At 60.1% G+C, this 19,919-nt stretch carries 18 protein-coding genes, 1 tRNA gene and 1 pseudogene; 13 read left to right on the top strand and 7 right to left on the bottom strand.

All coding sequences use genetic code 11. The features are described 5' to 3' along the window. The first annotated feature begins 2 nt into the window (after positions 1-2). From MKS85_RS24515 to MKS85_RS24505, 3 genes are read left to right on the top strand one after another with little or no spacing between them, the layout of a single operon-like run. The gene (locus tag MKS85_RS24515) at positions 3-1,289 is read left to right on the top strand and encodes a murein hydrolase activator EnvC (protein ID WP_047226906.1); all 1,287 of its coding nucleotides are present in this window, start codon (positions 3-5) and stop codon (positions 1,287-1,289) included. Between the two features lie 32 nt (positions 1,290-1,321). Then, complete coding sequence (locus MKS85_RS24510) at positions 1,322-2,638, top strand: S41 family peptidase (protein WP_047226905.1); 1,317 nt, start codon at positions 1,322-1,324, stop codon at positions 2,636-2,638. Between the two features lies 1 nt (position 2,639). Further along, on the top strand, positions 2,640-3,422 hold the full coding sequence (locus MKS85_RS24505; RefSeq protein ID WP_107323052.1) for a divergent polysaccharide deacetylase family protein: 783 nt from the start codon (positions 2,640-2,642) through the stop codon (positions 3,420-3,422). Positions 3,423-3,774: 352 nt separating this feature from the next. Here MKS85_RS24505 and MKS85_RS24500 read toward each other — a convergent pair whose 3' ends face one another. Then, positions 3,775-4,530, bottom strand: coding sequence for an ABC transporter substrate-binding protein (locus MKS85_RS24500; protein ID WP_076383350.1), 756 nt, complete (start codon positions 4,528-4,530; stop codon positions 3,775-3,777). 216 nt (positions 4,531-4,746) lie between these two features. On the opposite strand from MKS85_RS24500, the gene MKS85_RS24495 reads away from it, so the two are divergent. Continuing rightward, a complete protein-coding gene (locus tag MKS85_RS24495) occupies positions 4,747-6,264 on the top strand; it encodes a serine protease (RefSeq protein ID WP_310663151.1) in 1,518 nt (505 codons plus the stop codon). 24 nt (positions 6,265-6,288) lie between these two features. On the opposite strand, the gene hisF is transcribed toward MKS85_RS24495, so the two are convergent. The 6 genes from hisF to MKS85_RS24465 all read right to left on the bottom strand — a co-directional run bounded on the left by hisF (position 6,289) and on the right by MKS85_RS24465 (position 11,326). Continuing rightward, positions 6,289-7,059 carry an imidazole glycerol phosphate synthase subunit HisF gene (gene hisF / locus MKS85_RS24490; RefSeq protein WP_047226901.1) on the bottom strand — a complete coding sequence of 257 codons (771 nt, stop codon included), beginning with the start codon at positions 7,057-7,059 and terminating at the stop codon, positions 6,289-6,291. 9 nt (positions 7,060-7,068) lie between these two features. Continuing rightward, positions 7,069-7,806: a 1-(5-phosphoribosyl)-5-[(5-phosphoribosylamino)methylideneamino]imidazole-4-carboxamide isomerase gene (gene hisA / locus MKS85_RS24485; RefSeq protein WP_047226900.1), complete on the bottom strand. Its 738-nt coding sequence runs from the start codon at positions 7,804-7,806 to the stop codon at positions 7,069-7,071. A 99-nt stretch (positions 7,807-7,905) separates the two neighbouring features. Beyond that, a complete protein-coding gene (locus MKS85_RS24480) occupies positions 7,906-8,160 on the bottom strand; it encodes a DUF2164 domain-containing protein (RefSeq protein ID WP_047226899.1) in 255 nt (84 codons plus the stop codon). After that, positions 8,160-8,798 (bottom strand): imidazole glycerol phosphate synthase subunit HisH, encoded by a 639-nt coding sequence (gene hisH / locus MKS85_RS24475; protein ID WP_047226898.1) that lies wholly within the window; start codon positions 8,796-8,798, stop codon positions 8,160-8,162. The genes MKS85_RS24480 and hisH overlap by 1 nt, the downstream gene beginning before the upstream one ends. Further along, positions 8,798-9,391: an imidazoleglycerol-phosphate dehydratase HisB gene (gene hisB / locus MKS85_RS24470; protein WP_003186751.1), complete on the bottom strand. Its 594-nt coding sequence runs from the start codon at positions 9,389-9,391 to the stop codon at positions 8,798-8,800. The genes hisH and hisB overlap by 1 nt, the downstream gene beginning before the upstream one ends. A 273-nt stretch (positions 9,392-9,664) precedes the next feature. Continuing rightward, the gene (locus MKS85_RS24465; RefSeq protein WP_047226897.1) at positions 9,665-11,326 is read right to left on the bottom strand and encodes an OFA family MFS transporter; all 1,662 of its coding nucleotides are present in this window, start codon (positions 11,324-11,326) and stop codon (positions 9,665-9,667) included. A gap of 261 nt (positions 11,327-11,587) precedes the next feature. On the opposite strand from MKS85_RS24465, the gene panM reads away from it, so the two are divergent. The 9 genes and pseudogenes from panM (at position 11,588) to MKS85_RS24420 (ending at position 19,893) form a co-directional block, all read left to right on the top strand. After that, a complete protein-coding gene (gene panM, locus MKS85_RS24460) occupies positions 11,588-11,986 on the top strand; it encodes an aspartate 1-decarboxylase autocleavage activator PanM (protein WP_047226896.1) in 399 nt (132 codons plus the stop codon). A gap of 139 nt (positions 11,987-12,125) precedes the next feature. After that, positions 12,126-14,363: an AsmA family protein gene (locus MKS85_RS24455; protein ID WP_188251779.1), complete on the top strand. Its 2,238-nt coding sequence runs from the start codon at positions 12,126-12,128 to the stop codon at positions 14,361-14,363. Continuing rightward, positions 14,360-15,427, top strand: coding sequence for an A/G-specific adenine glycosylase (mutY, locus tag MKS85_RS24450; RefSeq protein ID WP_047226894.1), 1,068 nt, complete (start codon positions 14,360-14,362; stop codon positions 15,425-15,427). Before MKS85_RS24455 ends, mutY begins: the two co-directional genes overlap by 4 nt. After that, positions 15,424-15,696: an oxidative damage protection protein gene (locus tag MKS85_RS24445; protein WP_047226893.1), complete on the top strand. Its 273-nt coding sequence runs from the start codon at positions 15,424-15,426 to the stop codon at positions 15,694-15,696. The genes mutY and MKS85_RS24445 overlap by 4 nt, the downstream gene beginning before the upstream one ends. 102 nt (positions 15,697-15,798) lie before the next feature. After that, positions 15,799-15,874 (top strand) — tRNA-Phe (locus tag MKS85_RS24440). Between the two features lie 193 nt (positions 15,875-16,067). Continuing rightward, positions 16,068-16,475, top strand: a complete 408-nt coding sequence (locus tag MKS85_RS24435) for a hypothetical protein (RefSeq protein WP_047226892.1) — start codon at positions 16,068-16,070, stop codon at positions 16,473-16,475. 209 nt (positions 16,476-16,684) lie between these two features. Further along, positions 16,685-16,962: pseudogene (locus MKS85_RS24430) on the top strand (DUF1016 domain-containing protein); the annotation flags it as partial. Positions 16,963-17,056: 94 nt separating this feature from the next. Then, complete coding sequence (locus MKS85_RS24425; protein ID WP_188251778.1) at positions 17,057-17,662, top strand: biliverdin-producing heme oxygenase; 606 nt, start codon at positions 17,057-17,059, stop codon at positions 17,660-17,662. Continuing rightward, complete coding sequence (locus MKS85_RS24420; RefSeq protein WP_310663150.1) at positions 17,659-19,893, top strand: ATP-binding protein; 2,235 nt, start codon at positions 17,659-17,661, stop codon at positions 19,891-19,893. The genes MKS85_RS24425 and MKS85_RS24420 overlap by 4 nt, the downstream gene beginning before the upstream one ends. The last annotated feature ends 26 nt before the right edge of the window (positions 19,894-19,919 follow it).

Below are 19,919 nucleotides of genomic sequence, written 5' to 3'. Positions count from 1 at the left end.
CTATGCTTCGCGTTCTGATAGCCCTCGCTCTGACCTGCCTGCTCCAACCGGCCTTCGCTGACGAGCGCGCACAAACCCAACAGCAGTTGGACGCCACGCGTCAGGACATTGCCGAGCTGAAAAAGCTGCTGGGCAAGTTGCAGGAAGAGAAGTCCGGCGTGCAGAAAGATCTGCGCGGTACCGAGACCGAGATGGGCAAGCTGGAAAAGCAGGTCGACGCCCTGCAACAAGAGCTGAAGAAAAGTGAATCCGAGTTGCAGCGGCTCGATACGGAGAAAAAAAAACTCCAGAGCGCGCGCACTGAACAGCAAAAGCTGATCGCCATCCAGGCCCGCGCGGCCTACCAGAACGGTCGTCAGGAGTACCTCAAGCTGTTGCTCAACCAGCAGAACCCCGAGAAATTCGCTCGCACACTCACGTATTACGATTACCTGAGCCAGGCACGCCTGGAGCAACTCAAGAGCTTTAACGAAACCCTGCGCCAGCTGGCCAATGTCGAAAAAGAGATTGAATTGCAGCAGGCCCAGTTACTGGTGCAGAAAAGCAGCCTCGACACCCAGCGCGAAGAACTCGAGAAGGTTCGCAAGGAGCGTCAGGTCGCCCTGGCCAAGCTCAATGAGGACGTGAAGGCCCGCGACAGCAAGCTCAAGGCTCGCGAGCAGGACCAGGCTCAACTGGCAAAAGTCTTGAAGACCATCGAAGAAACCCTGGCACGCCAGGCTCGAGAGGCGGAAGAAGCGCGCCAGAAGGCGCTGATCGCCCAGCAGGAAGCCGAAAAAAAGCGCTTGCGTGAGGCCCAGGCCGACGCCAGCGATGCACCGCGAAAACCTGCCCGATCAAGCCCTGGCCCCCTGGTTTCGGCAGGGGGTGAAACCTTCGGCGGCGCCTTTGCTTCGGCACGGGGCAAACTTCCATGGCCGGTCAATGGTCGATTGCTTGCACGCTTCGGCCAAACCCGCGGCGATGATACCCGCACCAAATGGGACGGCGTGATGATCAGCGCCACTGCCGGCAGCCAGGTGCATGCCGTGCATGGCGGTCGTGTGGTGTTCGCCGACTGGCTGCGCGGCGCCGGCCTGCTGGTGATCCTGGATCACGGTAACGGCTATTTGAGCCTGTACGGCCATAATCAGACGCTGCTCAAGGCGGCCGGCGATGTAGTCAAGGCCGGCGAGTCCATCTCTACGGTTGGTAACAGTGGCGGGCAGGATACGCCAGCGCTGTATTTCGCTATTCGTCAGCAGGGTCGCCCCAGTGACCCGACCCAATGGTGTCGTGCGCAAGGATAAGCGCGCCCATCCAACTCAGGAGTTCGTTCGACATGCTGCATTTGTCCCGCCTCACCTCGCTGGCCCTGACGATCGCCCTGGTGATCGGTGCGCCCCTGGCGTTCGCCGCTGAACCGGCCCCCTCGTCGACCGCCGCTACGGCCGCGACCACCAAGGCCCCGCTGCCGCTGGACGAACTGCGCACCTTTGCCGAAGTCATGGACCGGATCAAGGCCGCTTACGTGGAACCGGTGGACGACAAGCTGCTGCTGGAGAACGCCATCAAGGGCATGCTCAGCAACCTTGACCCCCACTCGGCCTACCTGGGGCCGGAAGATTTCGCCGAGCTGCAGGAAAGCACCAGCGGCGAGTTCGGCGGCCTGGGCATCGAGGTCGGCAGCGAAGACGGCTTCGTCAAAGTGGTTTCGCCCATCGACGACACGCCTGCTTCCAAGGCCGGCATCCAGGCCGGTGACTTCATCGTCAAGATCAACGGCCAGCCGACTCGCGGCCAGAGCATGACCGAAGCCGTGGACAAGATGCGCGGCAAGATCGGCCAGAAGATTACCCTGACCCTGGTGCGCGATGGCGGCACGCCGTTCGACGTGACCTTGACCCGCGCGATCATCCAGGTCAAAAGCGTGAAGAGCCAGTTGCTGGAGTCGGGCTACGGCTACATCCGCATCACCCAGTTCCAGGTCAAGACCGGCGAAGAAGTCGCCAAGGCCCTGGCCAAGCTGCGCAAGGACAACGGCAAGAAGCTCAACGGCATGGTCCTGGACCTGCGTAACAACCCCGGCGGCGTGCTGCAATCGGCCGTGGAGGTGGTGGACCATTTCATCACCAAGGGCCTGATCGTCTACACCAAGGGCCGCATCGCCAATTCCGAGCTGCGCTTTTCGGCCACCGGCAACGACCTGAGCGAAGCCGTGCCGCTGGTGGTACTGATCAACGGTGGCAGCGCTTCGGCATCGGAAATCGTCGCCGGCGCCCTGCAGGACCAGAAACGCGGTGTCGTCATGGGCACCACCAGTTTTGGCAAAGGCTCGGTGCAGACCGTCTTGCCGCTCAACAATGACCGCGCCCTGAAGATCACTACTGCGCTGTACTACACCCCTAACGGCCGATCCATCCAGGCCCAGGGCATCGTCCCGGACATCGAGGTGCGCAAGGCCAAGATCACCAGCGAGCAGGACAGCGAGTACTTCAAGGAAGCTGACTTGCAGGGTCACTTGGGCAATGGCAACGGCGGCGCCGACAAACCGACCGGTTCCGGCGCCAAGGCCAAGCCCATGCCGCAGGATGATGACTATCAGTTGGCTCAGGCCCTGAGCCTGCTCAAAGGACTGAACATCACCTCCGGCCGCTGAGATGGGCCTGCGCTTCATCCTGGGCCTGGTGTGCTGCCTGGCTGGCGCGGCCTTTGCCGCGCCCGCCACACCGGCACCGGCACCGCACAAGGCCTACCTGAGCCTGATCATCGATGACCTGGGGCAGAACCTGCCTCGGGATCGCCGCGTGCTGGCCCTGCCCGGCCCGGTCACTGCGGCGATCATGCCCGATACGCCACACGCTGCCGAACTCGCCCGCGAAGCCCATCGCGCCGGCAAGGTCGTCATGCTGCACATGCCCATGGACCCGGCCACCGGGCCGTTCGCCTGGCATCCGGAACTGCCCCTTGAAGAGTTGGGAAAACGCCTCGACGCCGCATTCGCCGCCGTGCCCTTCACCAGCGGGATCAATAACCACATGGGCAGCCGCATGACTTCCCAGCCGCGGGCCATGGCGTGGTTGATGGCGAACTTGCAGCAGCGACACAAGTTCTTTGTCGACAGCCGCACCAGCGCCCAGACAGTCGCCGCCGCCGAGGCGCAAAAAATCGGCCTCGCCAGCGTGTCACGTGATGTGTTCCTGGACGATGAGCGCACCGAAGCGGCCATCGCCCATCAGCTTCAGGTCGCCATAGAGCTGGCTCGCCAGCAGGGCTCTGCGGTGATGATCGGCCATCCCTATCCGCAGACCCTGACCGTGCTCGAACGTGAACTGCCCAGGCTCAAGGCCCAGGGCATCGAATGGATCGACATCAAGTCGATGATCAGCTTGCGCAGCAATCGGGCGATGGCTGGGCATGGCAAAGATGGGGTTTATCGGTAGCGGTTGGGCTCGATCTCAAACCGCGGCGCCGCTATCGCGAGCAGGCTCGCTCCCACAGTGATCCATGGTGAACACATTATTTGCAGACACCCACAATACCTGTGGGAGCGAGCTTGCTCGCGATGACGGCTGTACATTCAACATCTCTTCAAGCTGACCCACCGCTTTCGCGAGCAAGCTCGCTCCCACAGTGATCCATGGTGAACACATTATTTGCAGACACCCACAATACCAGTGGGAGCGAGCTAGCTCGCGATGACGGCTGTACATTCCACATCTCTTCAAGCTGACCCACCGCTTTCGCGAGCAAGCTCGCTCCCACAGATTTGCGCATTCGGAACCGAATCGGCGATCAGAGATACCGCGCCATGATCGCGTCCACCGCACCTTCCTTGCGCAGTTCATCCAGGGCCGCTTGAAGGCGGGCGACCACGTCGTCGGGCACGTTTTTGTTCAACGCCAGGTACAACTCGGCACTGTTGAACCGTAGCACGGTCTTGAGATCGCTCACCCCTTCCTCACGCGCCAGATAGCGCCCGGCCGGATCCCCGGTGGCCCACAGATCGATTTGACCATTGACCAGCTTCCTGGCGTTGTCCTGATCGCGCAACACGACAATCGGGTTCAGCCCTTGCTTGGCCAAGGTCTCGGCAATCGCGTCACCCTTGTAAGCCCCGATCCTGTATTGACGCGCCTGCTCCAACGAGTCCAGGGAAATCTTGCTGTCAGCCTTGGCGAGCATGATCCAGTCGTCCGGGCCAATCGGGCCGACCCATTTGAAGAGCTTTTCACGCTCGGGCAATCGCGCCGTGACAAACACGCCGTACCCGGGATTATCCAGGGCCAGTTTATAAATTCGCTCCCACGGGAAACGCAGTGTCAGGCTGTAGCTGATATCGGCACGTTTGAATATCTCGCGGACAATATCCACCGCGATGCCATTGATGTTCTCGTCCTGAGCGAAGTTTTTGCCATTCTTGGCCATGTTGTAGGGCGGGAAGTTTTCCGTCAGCAACACCAGGCCGACGTCACGGCGATCTTGAGCTTGTGCCCCGTTGACGAACAACAAAGAGGCACTGGCAATAACCAAAAGAATGCGTCTGAACATGTCTGCTACCCGAATCCATGGCGTGCCCAAGAGTGCCTCGGGCCTGCGAGCATGTCCACAGCCCTTTGCTGCCCAGGCGGCTCAACGACTCAAAATATAAAACAGCACTCTCACCGTTGAGGTAACTATTTACCGCCAACCGTCGGCCCCTACCTGATTAATTGGAGAACACCGGCCACTGCCGGTTTTCATTCAACTAACCAAAGGTGTCACTCGATGAAATCGATCTCCTTTCTGCTGACCGGCCTGCTCTGCTCGCTGAGTTTGCAGGGTATCGCCCACAGCCAGGACTTTGGCGAAGGCATGCAAAATTTTACGGCCTCTAAGGTCCTTGAAAACGCGGATGGATCACACAACCACTGGCGGGGCGTCGGACGCCTGTTTATCGACGGCTCTTGTACCGCGACGCTCCTCGACACTCAGGATGCATCGGTACCCCAACCAACACCCGCCTATGTACTCACTTCAGGACACTGTATCGAAAAAGGCAACGGCAACATCGTGACGGATAAACCGGTCAGCGGGGTCATGCAGTTCGATTACTTCGCCGACACCGAATTATTCAAAACCTACGCGCTGAAAAAGGTGGCATGGCGCAGTATGCAAGGCGTTGATCTGGCGATCATAGAATTGGACGTCAGCCTTCAGAAACTCATTGAGGAAGGTATACAGCCCCTGGAACTGGCCCGGCAAAAGCCTGCCGACGGGACCGATGTGCTGATCGTGAGTGCCCCGCTGGGTTTCGACAACGCCACATTGCGCATGGCTGCCTGCACTTTGCAGCCTGCTCGGGAAATAGTGGAAGGCCCATGGGTATGGCGAAACAACGTGATGACACGCTGTCAGGATATAGCCGGCGGCAGTTCAGGGGGGCCGATTCTTGATCGTCACTCCAACGAGATAATAGGCGTAATAGGCACCGGTAACCTGGCGGCCGGTTTCGCTCCATGCGACGAACATGCACCCTGTACGCGGGTTGGGGATGTCTATAAGGCCATTCCCAAAAACGTTTATGGGAACCCGACGATCTTTCTCAACGGATGCTTTGTACAAGGCCACATTGCCAATGAGACAACTTCCTCTTGTCCGCTTTATCCAGCGTTTACCGTGAGTGCTGATGCCAACGAGCCCGCAAGGTACAAGAGGCTCAAAAAACGGGATGACGGGACGATGGAAATTCCGACATGGGATTACCATTTCTCCATCAGCACCGCTTTTTATCGCCACAAGACCGTGCGCACTGCGAAGGACTGCGAAAGTGGCCATTACTACAGCGACGCAATAAGTTCTAACGACGCGTTTATCAACAGCGAGATCGGCGCCCAGCCCGGTTTCTATTTCGTTTGCATTCTTGGCGTTGATTCCGCGACTCAAGGAGCGCAGGTCGGACTCATCAAGAATGGACTGTCCCTTGTGGTGGAAGTCCTCGATGACACGCCAACGGCACAGCCCGATTTGTCGATCAGTAGCGGAGTCGGCGTGGAGCTGGCACGCGGTAGCGAGTACCGGACCTACGCCGTCAAATTTGGCCCGCTGGACACCACAGATTGCTCAAGGGATGAGCAGTATCTGACCCACACCTACATGGATTTCTGGTTTCCGGATGCAGAACTGCCGCTGAAATTCTGCACAATCGCCTACGACAAATCAGGCCAGGCATCCGAGCCGAGGGTTGACGTACTGAGCCCTGCAACACGGGCGCAAAACGCAACCCCCCGTCGCCCCCTGAGGTGAGCATCGGGGCTCGGTTGTGCCAGCTTATCGAATGACGATTCCGCGCTGCGCCATGTAAGCCTTGGCTTCCGGCACGGTGTATTCGCCGAAGTGGAAAATGCTCGCCGCCAGTACCGCACTGGCATGGCCTTCAAGGATGCCATCGGCCAGGTGCTGCAGGTTGCCAACGCCGCCGGAGGCGATGACCGGAATGCCCAGGGCATCGCTGATGGCGCGGGTGACGCCCAGGTCGAAACCGTTTTTCATGCCGTCCTGGTCCATGCTGGTCAGCAGGATCTCACCGGCCCCCAGGCCTTCCATCTTCTTCGCCCATTCAACGGCGTCCAGGCCGGTGGGTTTGCGCCCACCATGGGTGAAGATTTCCCAGCGCGGGGTTTCGCCCGGGCCGGACACCTTCTTGGCATCGATGGCCACGACAATGCACTGCGAACCAAAACGCTGGGCCGCTTCGCCGACGAATTCCGGGTTGAACACCGCGGCGGTGTTGATCGACACCTTGTCCGCACCGGCGTTGAGCAGGTTGCGGATGTCCTGCACGGTGCGCACGCCACCGCCCACGGTCAGCGGGATGAACACCTGGCTGGCCATGCGCTCGACGGTATGCAGCGTGGTATCGCGGCCGTCGACGCTGGCCGTGATGTCGAGAAAGGTAATCTCGTCCGCGCCCTGCTCGTCATAGCGACGGGCGATTTCCACCGGGTCGCCGGCGTCGCGGATGTTCTCGAACTTGACGCCCTTGACCACCCGGCCGTTGTCCACGTCCAGGCAAGGGATGATGCGTTTGGCCAGCGCCATGGTCAGTCCTCAGCCTTTGTAGGAATCGCAGAAGGCCTGGGCCTCAGCGACATCCAGCGTGCCTTCGTAGATCGCGCGACCGGTGATCGCGCCGATGATGCCAGGCGCCTTGGCGTCGAGCAGCGCCTTGATGTCGCCCAGGTTATGGATGCCGCCGGAGGCGATCACCGGAATCTTCGTGGCGGCGGCCAGGGCGGCGGTGAACGGAACGTTGCAGCCCTGCATCATGCCGTCTTTGGCGATGTCGGTGTAGACGATGGCAGACACCCCATCGGCCTCGAAACGCTTGGCCAGGTCAATCACCTGCACGGTACTGACTTCAGCCCAACCGTCAGTGGCGACGAAACCGTCCTTGGCATCCAGGCCAACGATGACCTTGCCCGGGAAGGCGCGGCAAGCCTCAGCGACAAACGCCGGGTCTTTCACCGCCTTGGTGCCGATGATCACATAGCTCACGCCAGCCTTGACGTAGTGTTCGATGGTTTCCAGCGAGCGGATACCGCCGCCGATCTGGATCGGCAGGTTCGGGTAGCGCTTGGCAATGGCCGTGACCACTTCGCCGTTCACCGGCTGCCCTTCGAAGGCACCGTTCAGGTCAACCAGATGCAGGCGACGGCAGCCGCCCTCCACCCACTTGGCGGCCATGCTCACCGGATCATCGGAGAACACCGTGGAGTCTTCCATCCGGCCCTGACGCAGACGTACGCAAGCGCCGTCCTTGAGATCGATAGCGGGGATAATGAGCATGCTTTTCCTTCGTCAAAGAGCTGCAAGCTGCAAGCCATAAGCTGCAAGCACGCACGCGTTTCAATTCTTGCAGCTTTAAGCTTGAAGCTTGCGGCTGCTCTAATTCTTCTCAAGCGCCCACAAGTCGCTTTCGATGCTTTCGAACCTTTCTTTAAGGTGCGTCTGCACATCGAAAATCGCCCTGTTGTAATAGTGCGGAGCAATTTCGCGGGTAAACAGCTCAAGAATTTCCGCCGCTTCGAACGAACCCAGGTCCAGTTCAAAACGATCCTCCATGAACCGTTGGATCTTGAGGTTCGCCTCACTTTCCTGCTCGGGCGTGAGGGTGAGGATCGGCGGTTTCTTGCGGGCCATTACCAGCGCCCGTCCCACGCGGCGAAGTTCTGCAGCAACTGCAGGCCATGGGTATGGCTCTTCTCCGGATGGAACTGCACGGCGAAGCGCGAACCGTCGGCCAGGGCCGCGGCGAAGTCGACGCCATAGTGACCGCCGCCCACCACCTGCCGGGCGTTACCGGCCGCGATGTAGTAGCTGTGCACGAAGTAGAAGCGCGCCAGGTCCGGAATGTTGTGCCACAGCGGGTGATCCACCGTCTGCTTCACCTCGTTCCAGCCCATGTGCGGGACTTTCAGGTGCTCGCCGTCTTCGTGCAGATCCTTGCCGAAAAACTTCACCTGGCCTGGAAACATCGCGATGCAATCGACGCCGTCGTTCTCCTCGCTGCTCTCGAGCAAGGCCTGCATGCCCACGCAAATGCCAAGGAACGGACGATCCTGACTGACTTCATGCACAAGCGAATCGAAGCCCAGGCGACGGATCTCGGCCATGCAGTCACGAATCGCACCAACACCGGGAAAGACCACCCGGTCGGCTTCGCGAATCACGTCGGCATCGCTGGTGATCAGTACCTTGCCGGCGCCCACGTGCTCGAGGGCCTTGGCCACCGAGTGCAGGTTGCCCATGCCGTAATCGATAACCGCGACCGTCTGCATTACAGGACGCCCTTGGTGGAGGGCATTTGCCCGGCCATGCGGTCATCGAGCTCCACGGCCATGCGCAGCGCGCGGCCGAAAGCCTTGAACACGGTTTCGATCTGGTGGTGGGTGTTGTGCCCGCGCAGGTTGTCGATGTGCAGGGTCACATTGGCGTGGTTGACGAAGCCCTGGAAAAATTCCTGGAACAGGTCCACGTCGAAGCCGCCAACGGTGGCACGGGTGTACGGCACATGCATTTGCAGGCCCGGACGACCGGAGAAGTCGATGACCACACGCGACAGCGCCTCATCGAGCGGCACGTAGGCGTGGCCGTAGCGACGGATGCCTTTCTTGTCGCCGATGGCTTTGGTGAAGGCCTGCCCCAGGGTGATACCGACGTCTTCCACCGTGTGGTGGTCGTCGATGTGCAGGTCGCCCTTGCTGACGATATCCAGGTCGATCAGCCCATGACGGGCGATCTGGTCCAGCATGTGCTCAAGAAAAGGCACGCCGATATCAAACCGGGCCTTTCCGGTGCCATCCAGGTTGATCGAGGCTTTGATCTGGGTTTCCAGAGTGTCGCGCTCGACAGACGCCTTACGTTCGGCCATCACCAGCTCCGCAAAATCATTGGGCGAAAAAGGCAGCCATTATAGGGGCGCGAGCGGCAAACAGAAACACGGGAGGTGATATCCCTGACGGGTTGTCGGCGATAGACATGTCCGTACAAGCAATTGTGGCCATCACCCAAAACAAATGTGGGAGCGAGCCTGCTCGCGATAGCGGTGGATCAGCCGACAATGATGCTGGCTGACCCTCCCTCATCGCGAGCAGGCTCGCTCCCACAAGATTCGCCCTCACCCCAGCGGGTTCGGGCTAGCGCATTACTGGAACAACACCGCCGTCTTCTGCAGGGTTACCCAGACACCCCACGCCAACGGAATGCCCACCACCAACCAGGCGGCGATCGCCAAAGGCTTGGTGCCCGGCGCGGCTTTCCACTCCAGCGAAGTGGTGCTGTCAGCGCCCTTGTCATGGCCCAGCGCCTGTTCGGCGGCCAGTTCGGCGTCGGTCATGAAGTACTTGTCGGCGACCGGACGGACCATCAGGTTGCACAGGAAGCCCAGTACCAGCAGGCCGGCGAGGATGTACAAGGTGATGTCATAGGCCGCAGCGCGTTCAACGCCGATGCTCAGCTGATATTCACGCAGGTAGTTCACCAGTACCGGACCCAGCACGCCTGCTGCGGCCCAAGCGGTCAACAGCCGACCGTGGATCGCGCCGACCATTTGCGTACCGAACAGGTCCGCCAGGTAGGCCGGCACGGTGGCAAAACCGCCGCCGTACATCGACAGGATGATGCAGAACGCCGCCACGAACAGCGCGACGCTGCCCAGATGACCCAGGTTCGGGATCAGCGCGTACAGGGCAAAGCCCAGGGCGAAGAACACGAAGTAGGTGTTCTTGCGACCCAGGTAATCCGAGCAGGATGCCCAGAAGAACCGCCCACCGATGTTGAACAGGCTCAGCAGACCAGTGAAACCGGCCGCAATGGCCGCGATCTGACCCAGCTGCGCAGCATCCAACTGACCGAAAGGCAAGTCATTGCCGAGCAACTTGCCGCCGAACACTTCCTGCAACAGTGGCGATGCCATGCCGATGATGCCGATACCGGCGGATACGTTCAGGCACAGCACCAGCCATACCAGACGGAACTGCGGGGTTTTCCAGGCCACGTTCACGTGAACGTGACGATGGGTGATCATCGCGTTCGCAGCTTTCTTCGGTGCAGGGGTCCAGCCTTCAGGCTTCCAGCCGGTCGGCGGGACGCGGTACGACAGGGCGCCACCGACCATGAACACGAAGTAGATCGCGGCCATGACCAGGAAGCTTTGCCATACGCCCACTTCAGTCGGCGAAGAGAAATGGCTCATCAGCGCTGCAGCCAGCGGTGCACCTACCATCGCGCCGCCGCCGAAGCCCATGATCGCCATGCCGGTGGCCATGCCACGCTTGTCCGGGAACCACTTGATCAGCGTCGAAACCGGGGAGATGTAGCCCAGCCCCAAGCCGATACCACCGATTACCCCGGAGCCGACCCACATCAGCCATATCTGGTGAGTGTAGATACCCAGCGCGGAAATCAGCAGACCGCCGCACCAGCACAAGGCCGATACAACGCCAGCCTTACGTGGCCCGGCGTGTTCCAGCCAGCCGCCCCAGATGGCTGCCGAGCAACCCAGGAAGATGAAGAACAGGGTGTAGATCCAGCCGAGCATCGAGATCGGCCAGTCACATTGGGATGAAAAGACTTGTGCGATGAAGCTCATGTCCGGTGCACAGGCTACAGGCTTGGTGACGCCCAGTGCCTTGGACAACGGCAACCAGAACACCGAAAAGCCGTAGGCCATGCCGATGCAAAGGTGGATGGCCAGTGCGGCCGGTGGAACCAGCCACCGGTTGAATCCGGGCTTGGCGATAATGCGTTCCTTGGAGAGGAACGCAGGCTGGGCGGCAAAGCCGTCCGCCGTGATGCTCGTGCTCATTATGTATCCCCCAGTTATTGGTATGGCTCGCCAGCCATGCATCACCCTCAGCCTTATTGCACGCAAAGCGCGACTGTATTTTCTGGTGAAGCTTCATTTTGGTGCGACATTGAGTCGCAGAAGGACGGGCGAACGGGTAAAGGTTACCATTTGCTTATGACAGAAAAGCCAAAGTGCTATCACCTTTTTTACATCTTCTGTCTTATCGCGCCATTGCACGTTTTCTGTAGGGCGTGAATCGTTTATTTTTCAGGAATTTATATGCCCATCGTTGTCGAGCAGTTGAATGACGCCACCTGTCGGGACCGGCAGGACCTGCACAAAATCTACCAGGATGCCCCGGCCTGGCTGTTCGAGCCGTTCACTGACGGCACACAATTGATACACAAATGCCTGGAGGACGGCGCGTTGATCGCAGCCCGCTTCAATGACCGGTTGCTCGGTGCCGCACGGCTGCAACGGCACCAGGACGTCTGGCACTTGTCCCAAATGTGCGTGCGAAACGTCACCCGTCGTCGTGGGGTGGCGGAACGATTGGTCAGCGAAGCCCGGAAAATGGCTACGCAACACGGTGCCGAACTGAAGCTCTTGGCCCCATCCGGTCATCTGGAAGCCCAGGCGCTGGCGGCCAAATTGAAACTGGCACTGGAGCAGGCCTAGATCCGGGAGCTCAGCGCGGCCCTCGCCACGGTTCCATGGCCCACAGGCCTGTCAGAAAGAACGATCACCCAACGCGCCACTAGGTCAGGGCGTTATACTCCCAGGCTAAATTTTGAACTCAACCTACAAGGACTCGCCCATGAAAGCGTTCGGCAAAATCCTGGGTCTGGTACTTCTCGGGCTGTTGCTGGTCATTGTGGCCTTGGGCTTTGCCCTGACCCACCTCTTCGATCCCAACGACTATAAAGAAGAGATCCGCCAGATAGCCCGCGACAAGGCCCACATTGAGCTGACCCTCAATGGCGACATCGGCTGGAGCCTTTTCCCGTGGCTGGGTCTGGAGTTGCACGAAGCCAGTGTCGCCACCCTGGCAAACCCGACACAACCGTTCGCCGACCTGCAGATGCTCGGCCTTTCCGTGCGCGTGATTCCACTGCTGCGCCGCGAAGTGCAGATGAGCGACGTGCGCGTCGAAGGCCTGAACCTGCGACTCAACCGTGACAAGAACGGCCACGGCAATTGGGAAGACATCGGCAAGGCACCCGCCTCTAAAACCACGGCAAACGCCCCGGCACCGGCCGAACAGCCTGCCCCTGGGGACAGCCCCCCGGCGCAGAAACCGGCCCAGCCAACCCGCCTGGACATCGACAGCCTGACCGTGAACAACGCCCGGGTCGAATACACCGACGAGCAGGCCGGCCGGCAGTTCACCGCCGAAAGCATCCAACTGAGCACTGGCCCGATCCATGATTCCACCAACATTCCGGTCACTCTCACCGCATTCCTGGCCAGCAACCAGCCAGCCGTGCGGGTGCGCACCGAGGTCACGGGCGAGCTGCGCTTCGAGCGCGCCTTGCAGCGCTACAAGTTCGAAGACCTGAAGCTGTCCGGCGAAGCCACGGGCGACCCTTTGCAAGGCAAGACCGTGACGTTCGCGGCACACGGGCAGCTACTCCTGGATAAAGCGGCGAACGTCGCCGAATGGACCGGCATCAAGCTTTCCATCAATCAACTGCGGGCGTTGGGCGAACTGAAGGTCAATGATCTGGACAAGACCCCGCAACTGAGCGGCGGCATGTCGATCGCCCAATTCGACCTGGCGAAATTCGTCGACGGCGTCGGTCAGAAACTGCCGGCCATGGCCGAAGGCAGCTTGAGCAAAGTCGAACTGGTCACCCGTATTGCGGCCACGCCGACCAGCGCCGAATTCAATAGCATCAACCTGAAAATCGACGACAGCACCTTCAGCGGTCGTATCGCCGTGGAAGACTTTGCCAAGCAGTCACTGCGTGCGCAGCTCAAGGCCGATACCTTCAACGTTGACCGCTACCTGCCGCCAAAATCCGCCGAGGCCGACAGTTCCAAGGCGGCCCGAGAGGCGGAGGTCAGCAACACCGAAGCCAGTGCCATGGCGGGCGCCGGCAGCACACCGTTGCCGAGCGCGCCCACCCAGGGCGCTTGGAGCAACGACCGGCTGTTTCCGGTCGAACGCCTGGGCAAACTGGACCTGGATGCCGACCTGACCTTCGGCCAACTGACCCTCGATAAACTGCCGATCCAGAATGCCGCCCTCAAGGCCACCGGCCAGGGCGGCCTGCTGACCCTGGAAAACCTGCGGGGCGATTTGTATAACGGCAACTTCGAAGTCAAAGGCACGCTGGACGTGCGCCAGCCCACGCCGCAGTTGAGCCTGCAAACCCGCATCAACCGGGTACCGGCCGAGAAAATCATCGAAAGCCAGGGCAAGAATCCGCCCGTCAAAGGCCTGGTGACACTCAACAGCGCCGTGACCGCCAGCGGCAACAGCCAAAAGGCCCTGATCGACAGCCTCAACGGTACTGCCGGGTTCGTCATCAACGACGGTGTCCTGCTCAATGCCAACCTCGAGCAGCAATTGTGCCGAGGCATCGCCACCCTCAATCGTAAAACCCTCAGTGGCGAGCCCCGGGGCAAGGACACCCCGTTCGAGCAACTCAACGGCAATCTCACCTTCCGCAGCGGCGTGGCCAGCAACCCGGACCTGAAGGTCCGTATCCCTGGCATGACCGTCAACGGCAACGGCGATATCGACCTGCGTGTGCTGGGCATGGACTACCGCGTCGGCATCATCATCGAAGGCGACAAGAGCGACATGCCCGACCCAGCTTGCCAGGTCAACGAACGTTACGTCGATGTCGAATGGCCGTTACGCTGCCGCGGTCCGCTGGAGCTGGGCGCGAAGGCATGCCGGCTGGACAACGAGGGTCTGGGCAAAGTCGCCGCGAAACTGGCCGGCGACCGCCTCGGCGACAAGCTCAATGAGAAGATCGACGAGAAGCTCGGCGACAAGGTCAGCCCCGAGCTGAAGGACGCGCTCAAGGGGTTGTTCAAGCGATGACAGCCGAGCAGTTTTCCAGCGCCGTACTGGACTGGTTCGACCGCCACGGGCGCCACGACTTGCCTTGGCAGCAAGACATCACTGCGTATCGGGTGTGGGTCTCGGAAATCATGCTGCAGCAGACCCAGGTCAGCACCGTGCTCAATTATTTCGACCGGTTCATGGCCTCGCTGCCCACCGTGCAAGCCCTGGCCGCCGCGCCGGAAGACGAAGTGCTGCACCTGTGGACCGGCCTGGGCTACTACACCCGCGCCCGTAATCTGCAGAAAACCGCGAAGATCGTAGTCGACCAATATGGCGGTGAATTCCCCCGCGACGTGGAAAAACTCACCGAATTACCGGGGATCGGCCTGTCCACAGCCGGCGCCATCGCCAGCATCAGCATGGGCCTGCGGGCACCGATCCTCGATGGCAACGTCAAGCGGGTGCTGGCGCGCTTCACCGCCCAGGAAGGTTACCCGGGCGAACCGAAGGTCGCGAAGCAACTGTGGGCGACTGCCGAGCGCTTCACGCCTCAAGACCGGGTCAACGCCTACACCCAGGCGATGATGGACCTGGGCGCCACGCTCTGTACCCGCAGCAAACCCAGCTGCCTGCTTTGCCCGCTTAAAAAAGGCTGCCAAGCCCACATGCTCGGCCTGGAGACCCGCTACCCGATCCCCAAGCCACGCAAGGATGTGCCCAAAAAACGCACCTTGATGCCGATGCTGGCCAACCGCGAAGGCGCGATTCTGCTTTATCGTCGCCCCTCCACGGGCCTGTGGGGCGGTTTATGGAGCCTGCCGGAACTCGACGACCTCGACGACCTGCAACACCTGGCCCTGCAACACTCGCTGGAGCTGGGCAATCATCAGCAGATGCCGAGCCTGGTACACACTTTCAGCCACTTTCAGTTGGCGATCGAACCCTGGCTGGTCCGGGTCCGGGAAACCGGCCATCACGTGGCCGAGGCCGACTGGCTCTGGTATAACCTCGCCACCCCGCCGCGCCTGGGCCTCGCCGCCCCGGTCAAGACCTTGCTCGAACGCGCGGCCGCCGTATTGAACGCAGGAGAGTTGCAATGATCCGCACCGTGATGTGCCGCAAGTACAAAGAACAACTGGAAGGCCTGGAGCGCGCGCCGTTCCCGGGCGTCAAAGGCCAGGACATCTACGACAATGTCTCGGCCAAGGCCTGGGCGGACTGGCAAAAACACCAGACCCTGCTGATCAACGAAAAACGCCTGAACATGATGAACGCCGAAGACCGCAAATACCTTCAAGGCGAAATGGAAAAGTTCTTTTCCGGCGAAGAATACGCCAAGGCCGAAGGCTACGTGCCGCCGTCCGAATAGGCCACCCAGAACCGGGGCGGATCGTAAGCGACGGTAATAATTAAATATTTTTTGATAACGTGCTTGACGACCCCCTGAAAAACCCGTTTAATGCGCCCCGTTGCCCAGATAGCTCAGTCGGTAGAGCAGGGGATTGAAAATCCCCGTGTCGGCGGTTCGATTCCGTCTCTGGGCACCAAATACCGAAAACCCCGATCAAGAAATTGATCGGGGTTTTTTATTGCCTGGGATTTACGGGAGCTGTGACGGCGCGTCGAGCTCTTCAACCTCATTGGGTGCCACATTGTTTGTGGTGGATTGAGATTCGAAGTGGTTGCCCTGAAGCTGTAGGATAGATCGCCTTATTTTCATGCCAGGAGTCTGCCCCCCCCATGTCATCGGCAAACAAACAGCAGAAACGAAACCAGCGCGCCAAGGCGAAAGCCAAGAAGAACCGCATTCAGCGTGCTGCTGCGCCGAACGATTTCCTGGACCCGAACGATGAGCGCATCGATCTGGAATCCGTGGACCTGACGGAGCTGTTCCAAATCATGAGCTCAGCTGAAAAGGTCAGCCAGAAGGCGATGTGCGAAGCGTTCCTGGCCTATCCATTGTTGACGCTGGTGCTGGAACAGGAAGGTGAGGACGAAGCGACCGACTTCATCATTACTGCATTGATCGAATACCGTCGCCTGACCAAAGGCGTCGATGAGCAGACCGCACTGGATTGGGTGGAGAGTGAGCAGTTCCAGGCCGATTATGTCGCCGCGTCCAAGGCGCTAGCCCAAGATCCGATCTGATGATCGTCCTCCTTATGAGGACGTCGGCAGTGGATGACGCCATCCCGGGATAGCTCCTACAAGCCAGGGTCAGCCAAGATCAGGCGGCGTCAAACCCGTCCTGCAAGAATCGGACGGCTTTCCTCCCACCTAATCAGACTCGCCCTGCATCATCGAAACGTCGTCCAGAGCATCCTTTTGGTCCGCCCATTCTCACGGCTGACATTTCGATGACCTCACTTCTCCCCCTAGACGACCCAAAGCTTGCTCCTCTGATTAATGAGCTAGGTGAACTGATCCGCCAGGCTCGCCAGAAGGTGCTGCGTGCCGTCGATACACTTCAGGCTCAGACCTGCTGGCAGATCGGGCGGCACATCATCGAATTCGAACAGGGAGGAGCATTTGGAACGCAGTGCGTTCCGAATTGAGCTGGCCCCATTACCGCACACTTCTGCGGGTAGAAGACCCAAACGCCCGTCATTGGTACCTGACGACGGGCAAATTGAAAGCCGACAGCTGATGACCGCTCGAAGGTAAAAAATCTGTGTAAGATTGATGCGCTTTTTTTCCAGCAACGCTCCAGTCAACGAGCTCTATCCCGCATGTCACCGGCCGCGCCTCCCCCTTCTCTGATTCAGGCATTGCGGACCGAAACCGCTGAGCTGCACGTCGCCCTGGAAAAACGCTTGCCGTTTTTCTCCGAACAGTTGGACCTCGACCTGTACCGGCGCCTGATGGCCGCCTACTACGGTTTTTATAAACCGCTGGAACAGCGACTTCATGTACTGACGCTGACACCGACGGGGTTGGACCAATCCCTGCGGATCAAGCTTCCCGTACTGCAGGCGGATCTCACGGCATTGGGCCTGGATGACCACGCTATCGAGGCACTGCCCACCTGCCGGGACCTGCCGCAGATCGATTCCCGTGCCGCCGCCCTGGGAGTTTCCTATGTGCTGGAAGGTGCAACTCTCGGGGGGCAGATCCTGCGGCGCAGAGTCGCCGAACAGCTCGGTCTTGATGCCTCCAGCGGCGCGGCGTTTCTCAATGTGTATGGCGAACTCACCGGTCGGCGCTGGAAGGACTTCCTTCAGTATTTGGGCGACAGGAACCTTGGCTACGCCCAAACGCTCGAAGTCACACGTGCCGCCAAAGCGACGTTTACTCATTTTGAACACTGGCTGGACAGCCAAAAGGTATTGTTATGACCCCGGAAAACCAGGAAGCCTTCGAAGAACTGCTGGCCAATTGTGCAGACGAACCGATTCGCTTCCCCGGGGCCATCCAGCCTCATGGCGTGCTACTGATGCTGTCCGAACCCGACTTCGTCATCCGACAGGTCAGCGCCAACGTATTGCAATTGATGGGGCACGATTCTCACGATCTCCCCGGCCAGACGCTGGACGCACTGTTCGGGCAGCAGCAGGCCCAAGCCGTCCTCAAGGCCTGTCGCGCCGATGCGGACGGGGACAACGCGCCCGTGGAGATTGTCGTGAACCAGTTGCGTTTTGACGCCCTGGTCCACCGCCATCAAGGCGCCCTGATCGTCGAACTGGAACAGCACCTGAGCGACTACCGTCCCGAAGGTGTCAGCGGCGAAGCCAACCTGGGGCGCATGCTGCAACGCCTGCAAAGCGCGAAAAGCCTTCAGGCTCTGTACGAAATCAGCGTTCGGGAAATTCAGGCCATGACCGGTTACGACCGGGTGCTGATCTATCGCTTCGAAGAAGAAGGCCACGGCCAGGTGATCGCCGAGGCCAGCGCGCCGTCGATGGAGCTCTACAAAGGCCTGTTTTTTCCGGCATCGGATATCCCTGAACAGGCCCGGGAGCTGTATCGCACCAACTGGCTGCGGATCATCCCCAACGCTGACTACACGCCGGTACCGCTGGTCCCGCAGTTGCGTCCCGACACTCAGACACCCCTGGACCTGAGCTTTTCCACCCTGCGTAGCGTCTCGCCGATCCACCGCCAATACATGAAAAACATGGGTGTGCTGTCGTCCATGAGCATTTCCCTGATGGAAGGCGACCGACTGTGGGGCCTGATCAGTTGCGGCAACCGTCACCCCCTGCTCGTGCCCCATGAAATGCGCATGGCCTGCCAGACCATCGGCCAAGTGCTGTCGCTGCAGATCAGCGCCATGGAAGCACTGGAGCTGACCCGCCAACGGGACGCCAAGCTTGACGACCTCAAGGTTCTCGCCACGGCCATGGCCGAGTCCAGCGACAATGTCTTTGACGGCTTGTCCCGCGAACCCCAAAGGCTGATGGACCTGACCGGCGCCACCGGCGTCGCGATCCTCGAGGACAACAAGCTGCACCGCCATGGCCAGTGCCCGAAAGCGGAGCAGATCCGCGAGCTGCATAAATGGATGCTGGAGACCGACCAGCCCGTTTTCTCCCACCACAACCTGAGCAGCGTTTTCGCTCCAGCCCAGGCCTATCAGGACGTGGCGAGCGGTGTGCTGGCGATCCACCTGCCCAAGCCTGTGGAAAATGGCGTGCTGTGGTTCCGCCCCGAGGTGAAGCAAACCATCCAGTGGAGCGGCGACCCGCAAAAACCTCTGGACCTGGAAAGCAGCGAGACAGGTTTGCGCCTGCGACCGCGAACGTCTTTCGAAATCTGGAAAGTCGAAATGGCCGGCATCAGTACCAAGTGGACCCACGGCGATCTGTTTGCCGCCAACGACCTGCGCCGCTCAGCGCTGGAAAACGATCTGGCCCGGCAAGTCCACAAGGAGCGTCAGGCGGTGCAGGCGCGTGATGAGCTGGTGGCGGTGGTGTCCCATGACCTGCGCAACCCGATGACGGTCATATCCATGCTCTGCGGCATGATGCAAAAGTCCTTCAGCTCCGACGGCTCCCATAGCTCCAAGCGAATTGCTTCAGCCATCGACACCATGCAACAGGCCGCCAGCCGCATGAACGTTCTGCTCGAAGACCTGCTGGACACTTCGCGCATCGACGCCGGGCGCTACACCATCCATCCCCAGCCGCTGGACGTCAGCCAGATATTCGAAGACGCCTGCTCGCTGCTGACGCCGCTGGCAACCGCCAAGGCCATCGATATTTCGTTCCACGCCGAACCCAATCTCAAGATCAATGCCGACCCCGAGCGGTTGTTCCAGGTGCTGTCGAACCTGATCGGAAACGCCATCAAGTTCACCCCCCAGCAAGGTAGCGTGGGCATCAGCGCGATGTCGGTGGGTGACGAGATCGTGTTCAGCGTTCGTGATACCGGCGAAGGAATCAAACCGGAGCAGTTGCCTCACGTGTTTGACCGCTACTGGACAGTCAAGGAAGGCAACCCGAACGGCACCGGACTGGGTTTGTATATTTCCAAGGGGATTGTCCAGGCCCATGGCGGTAAACTGCACGCCGAAAGCCAGCCAGGCAAGGGCAGCGAATTCAGCTTTACCGTGCCGAAAATCAACTGAGCCGGGCATCGCCCCCTAACAAACTG

It is taken from the genome of Pseudomonas sp. JL2 (assembly GCF_031570495.1).
Classification (GTDB): domain Bacteria; phylum Pseudomonadota; class Gammaproteobacteria; order Pseudomonadales; family Pseudomonadaceae; genus Aquipseudomonas; species Aquipseudomonas rhizophila.
The sequence above is the reverse complement of the archived record's forward strand: the minus strand, read 5'-3'. Positions and strand labels throughout refer to the sequence as shown.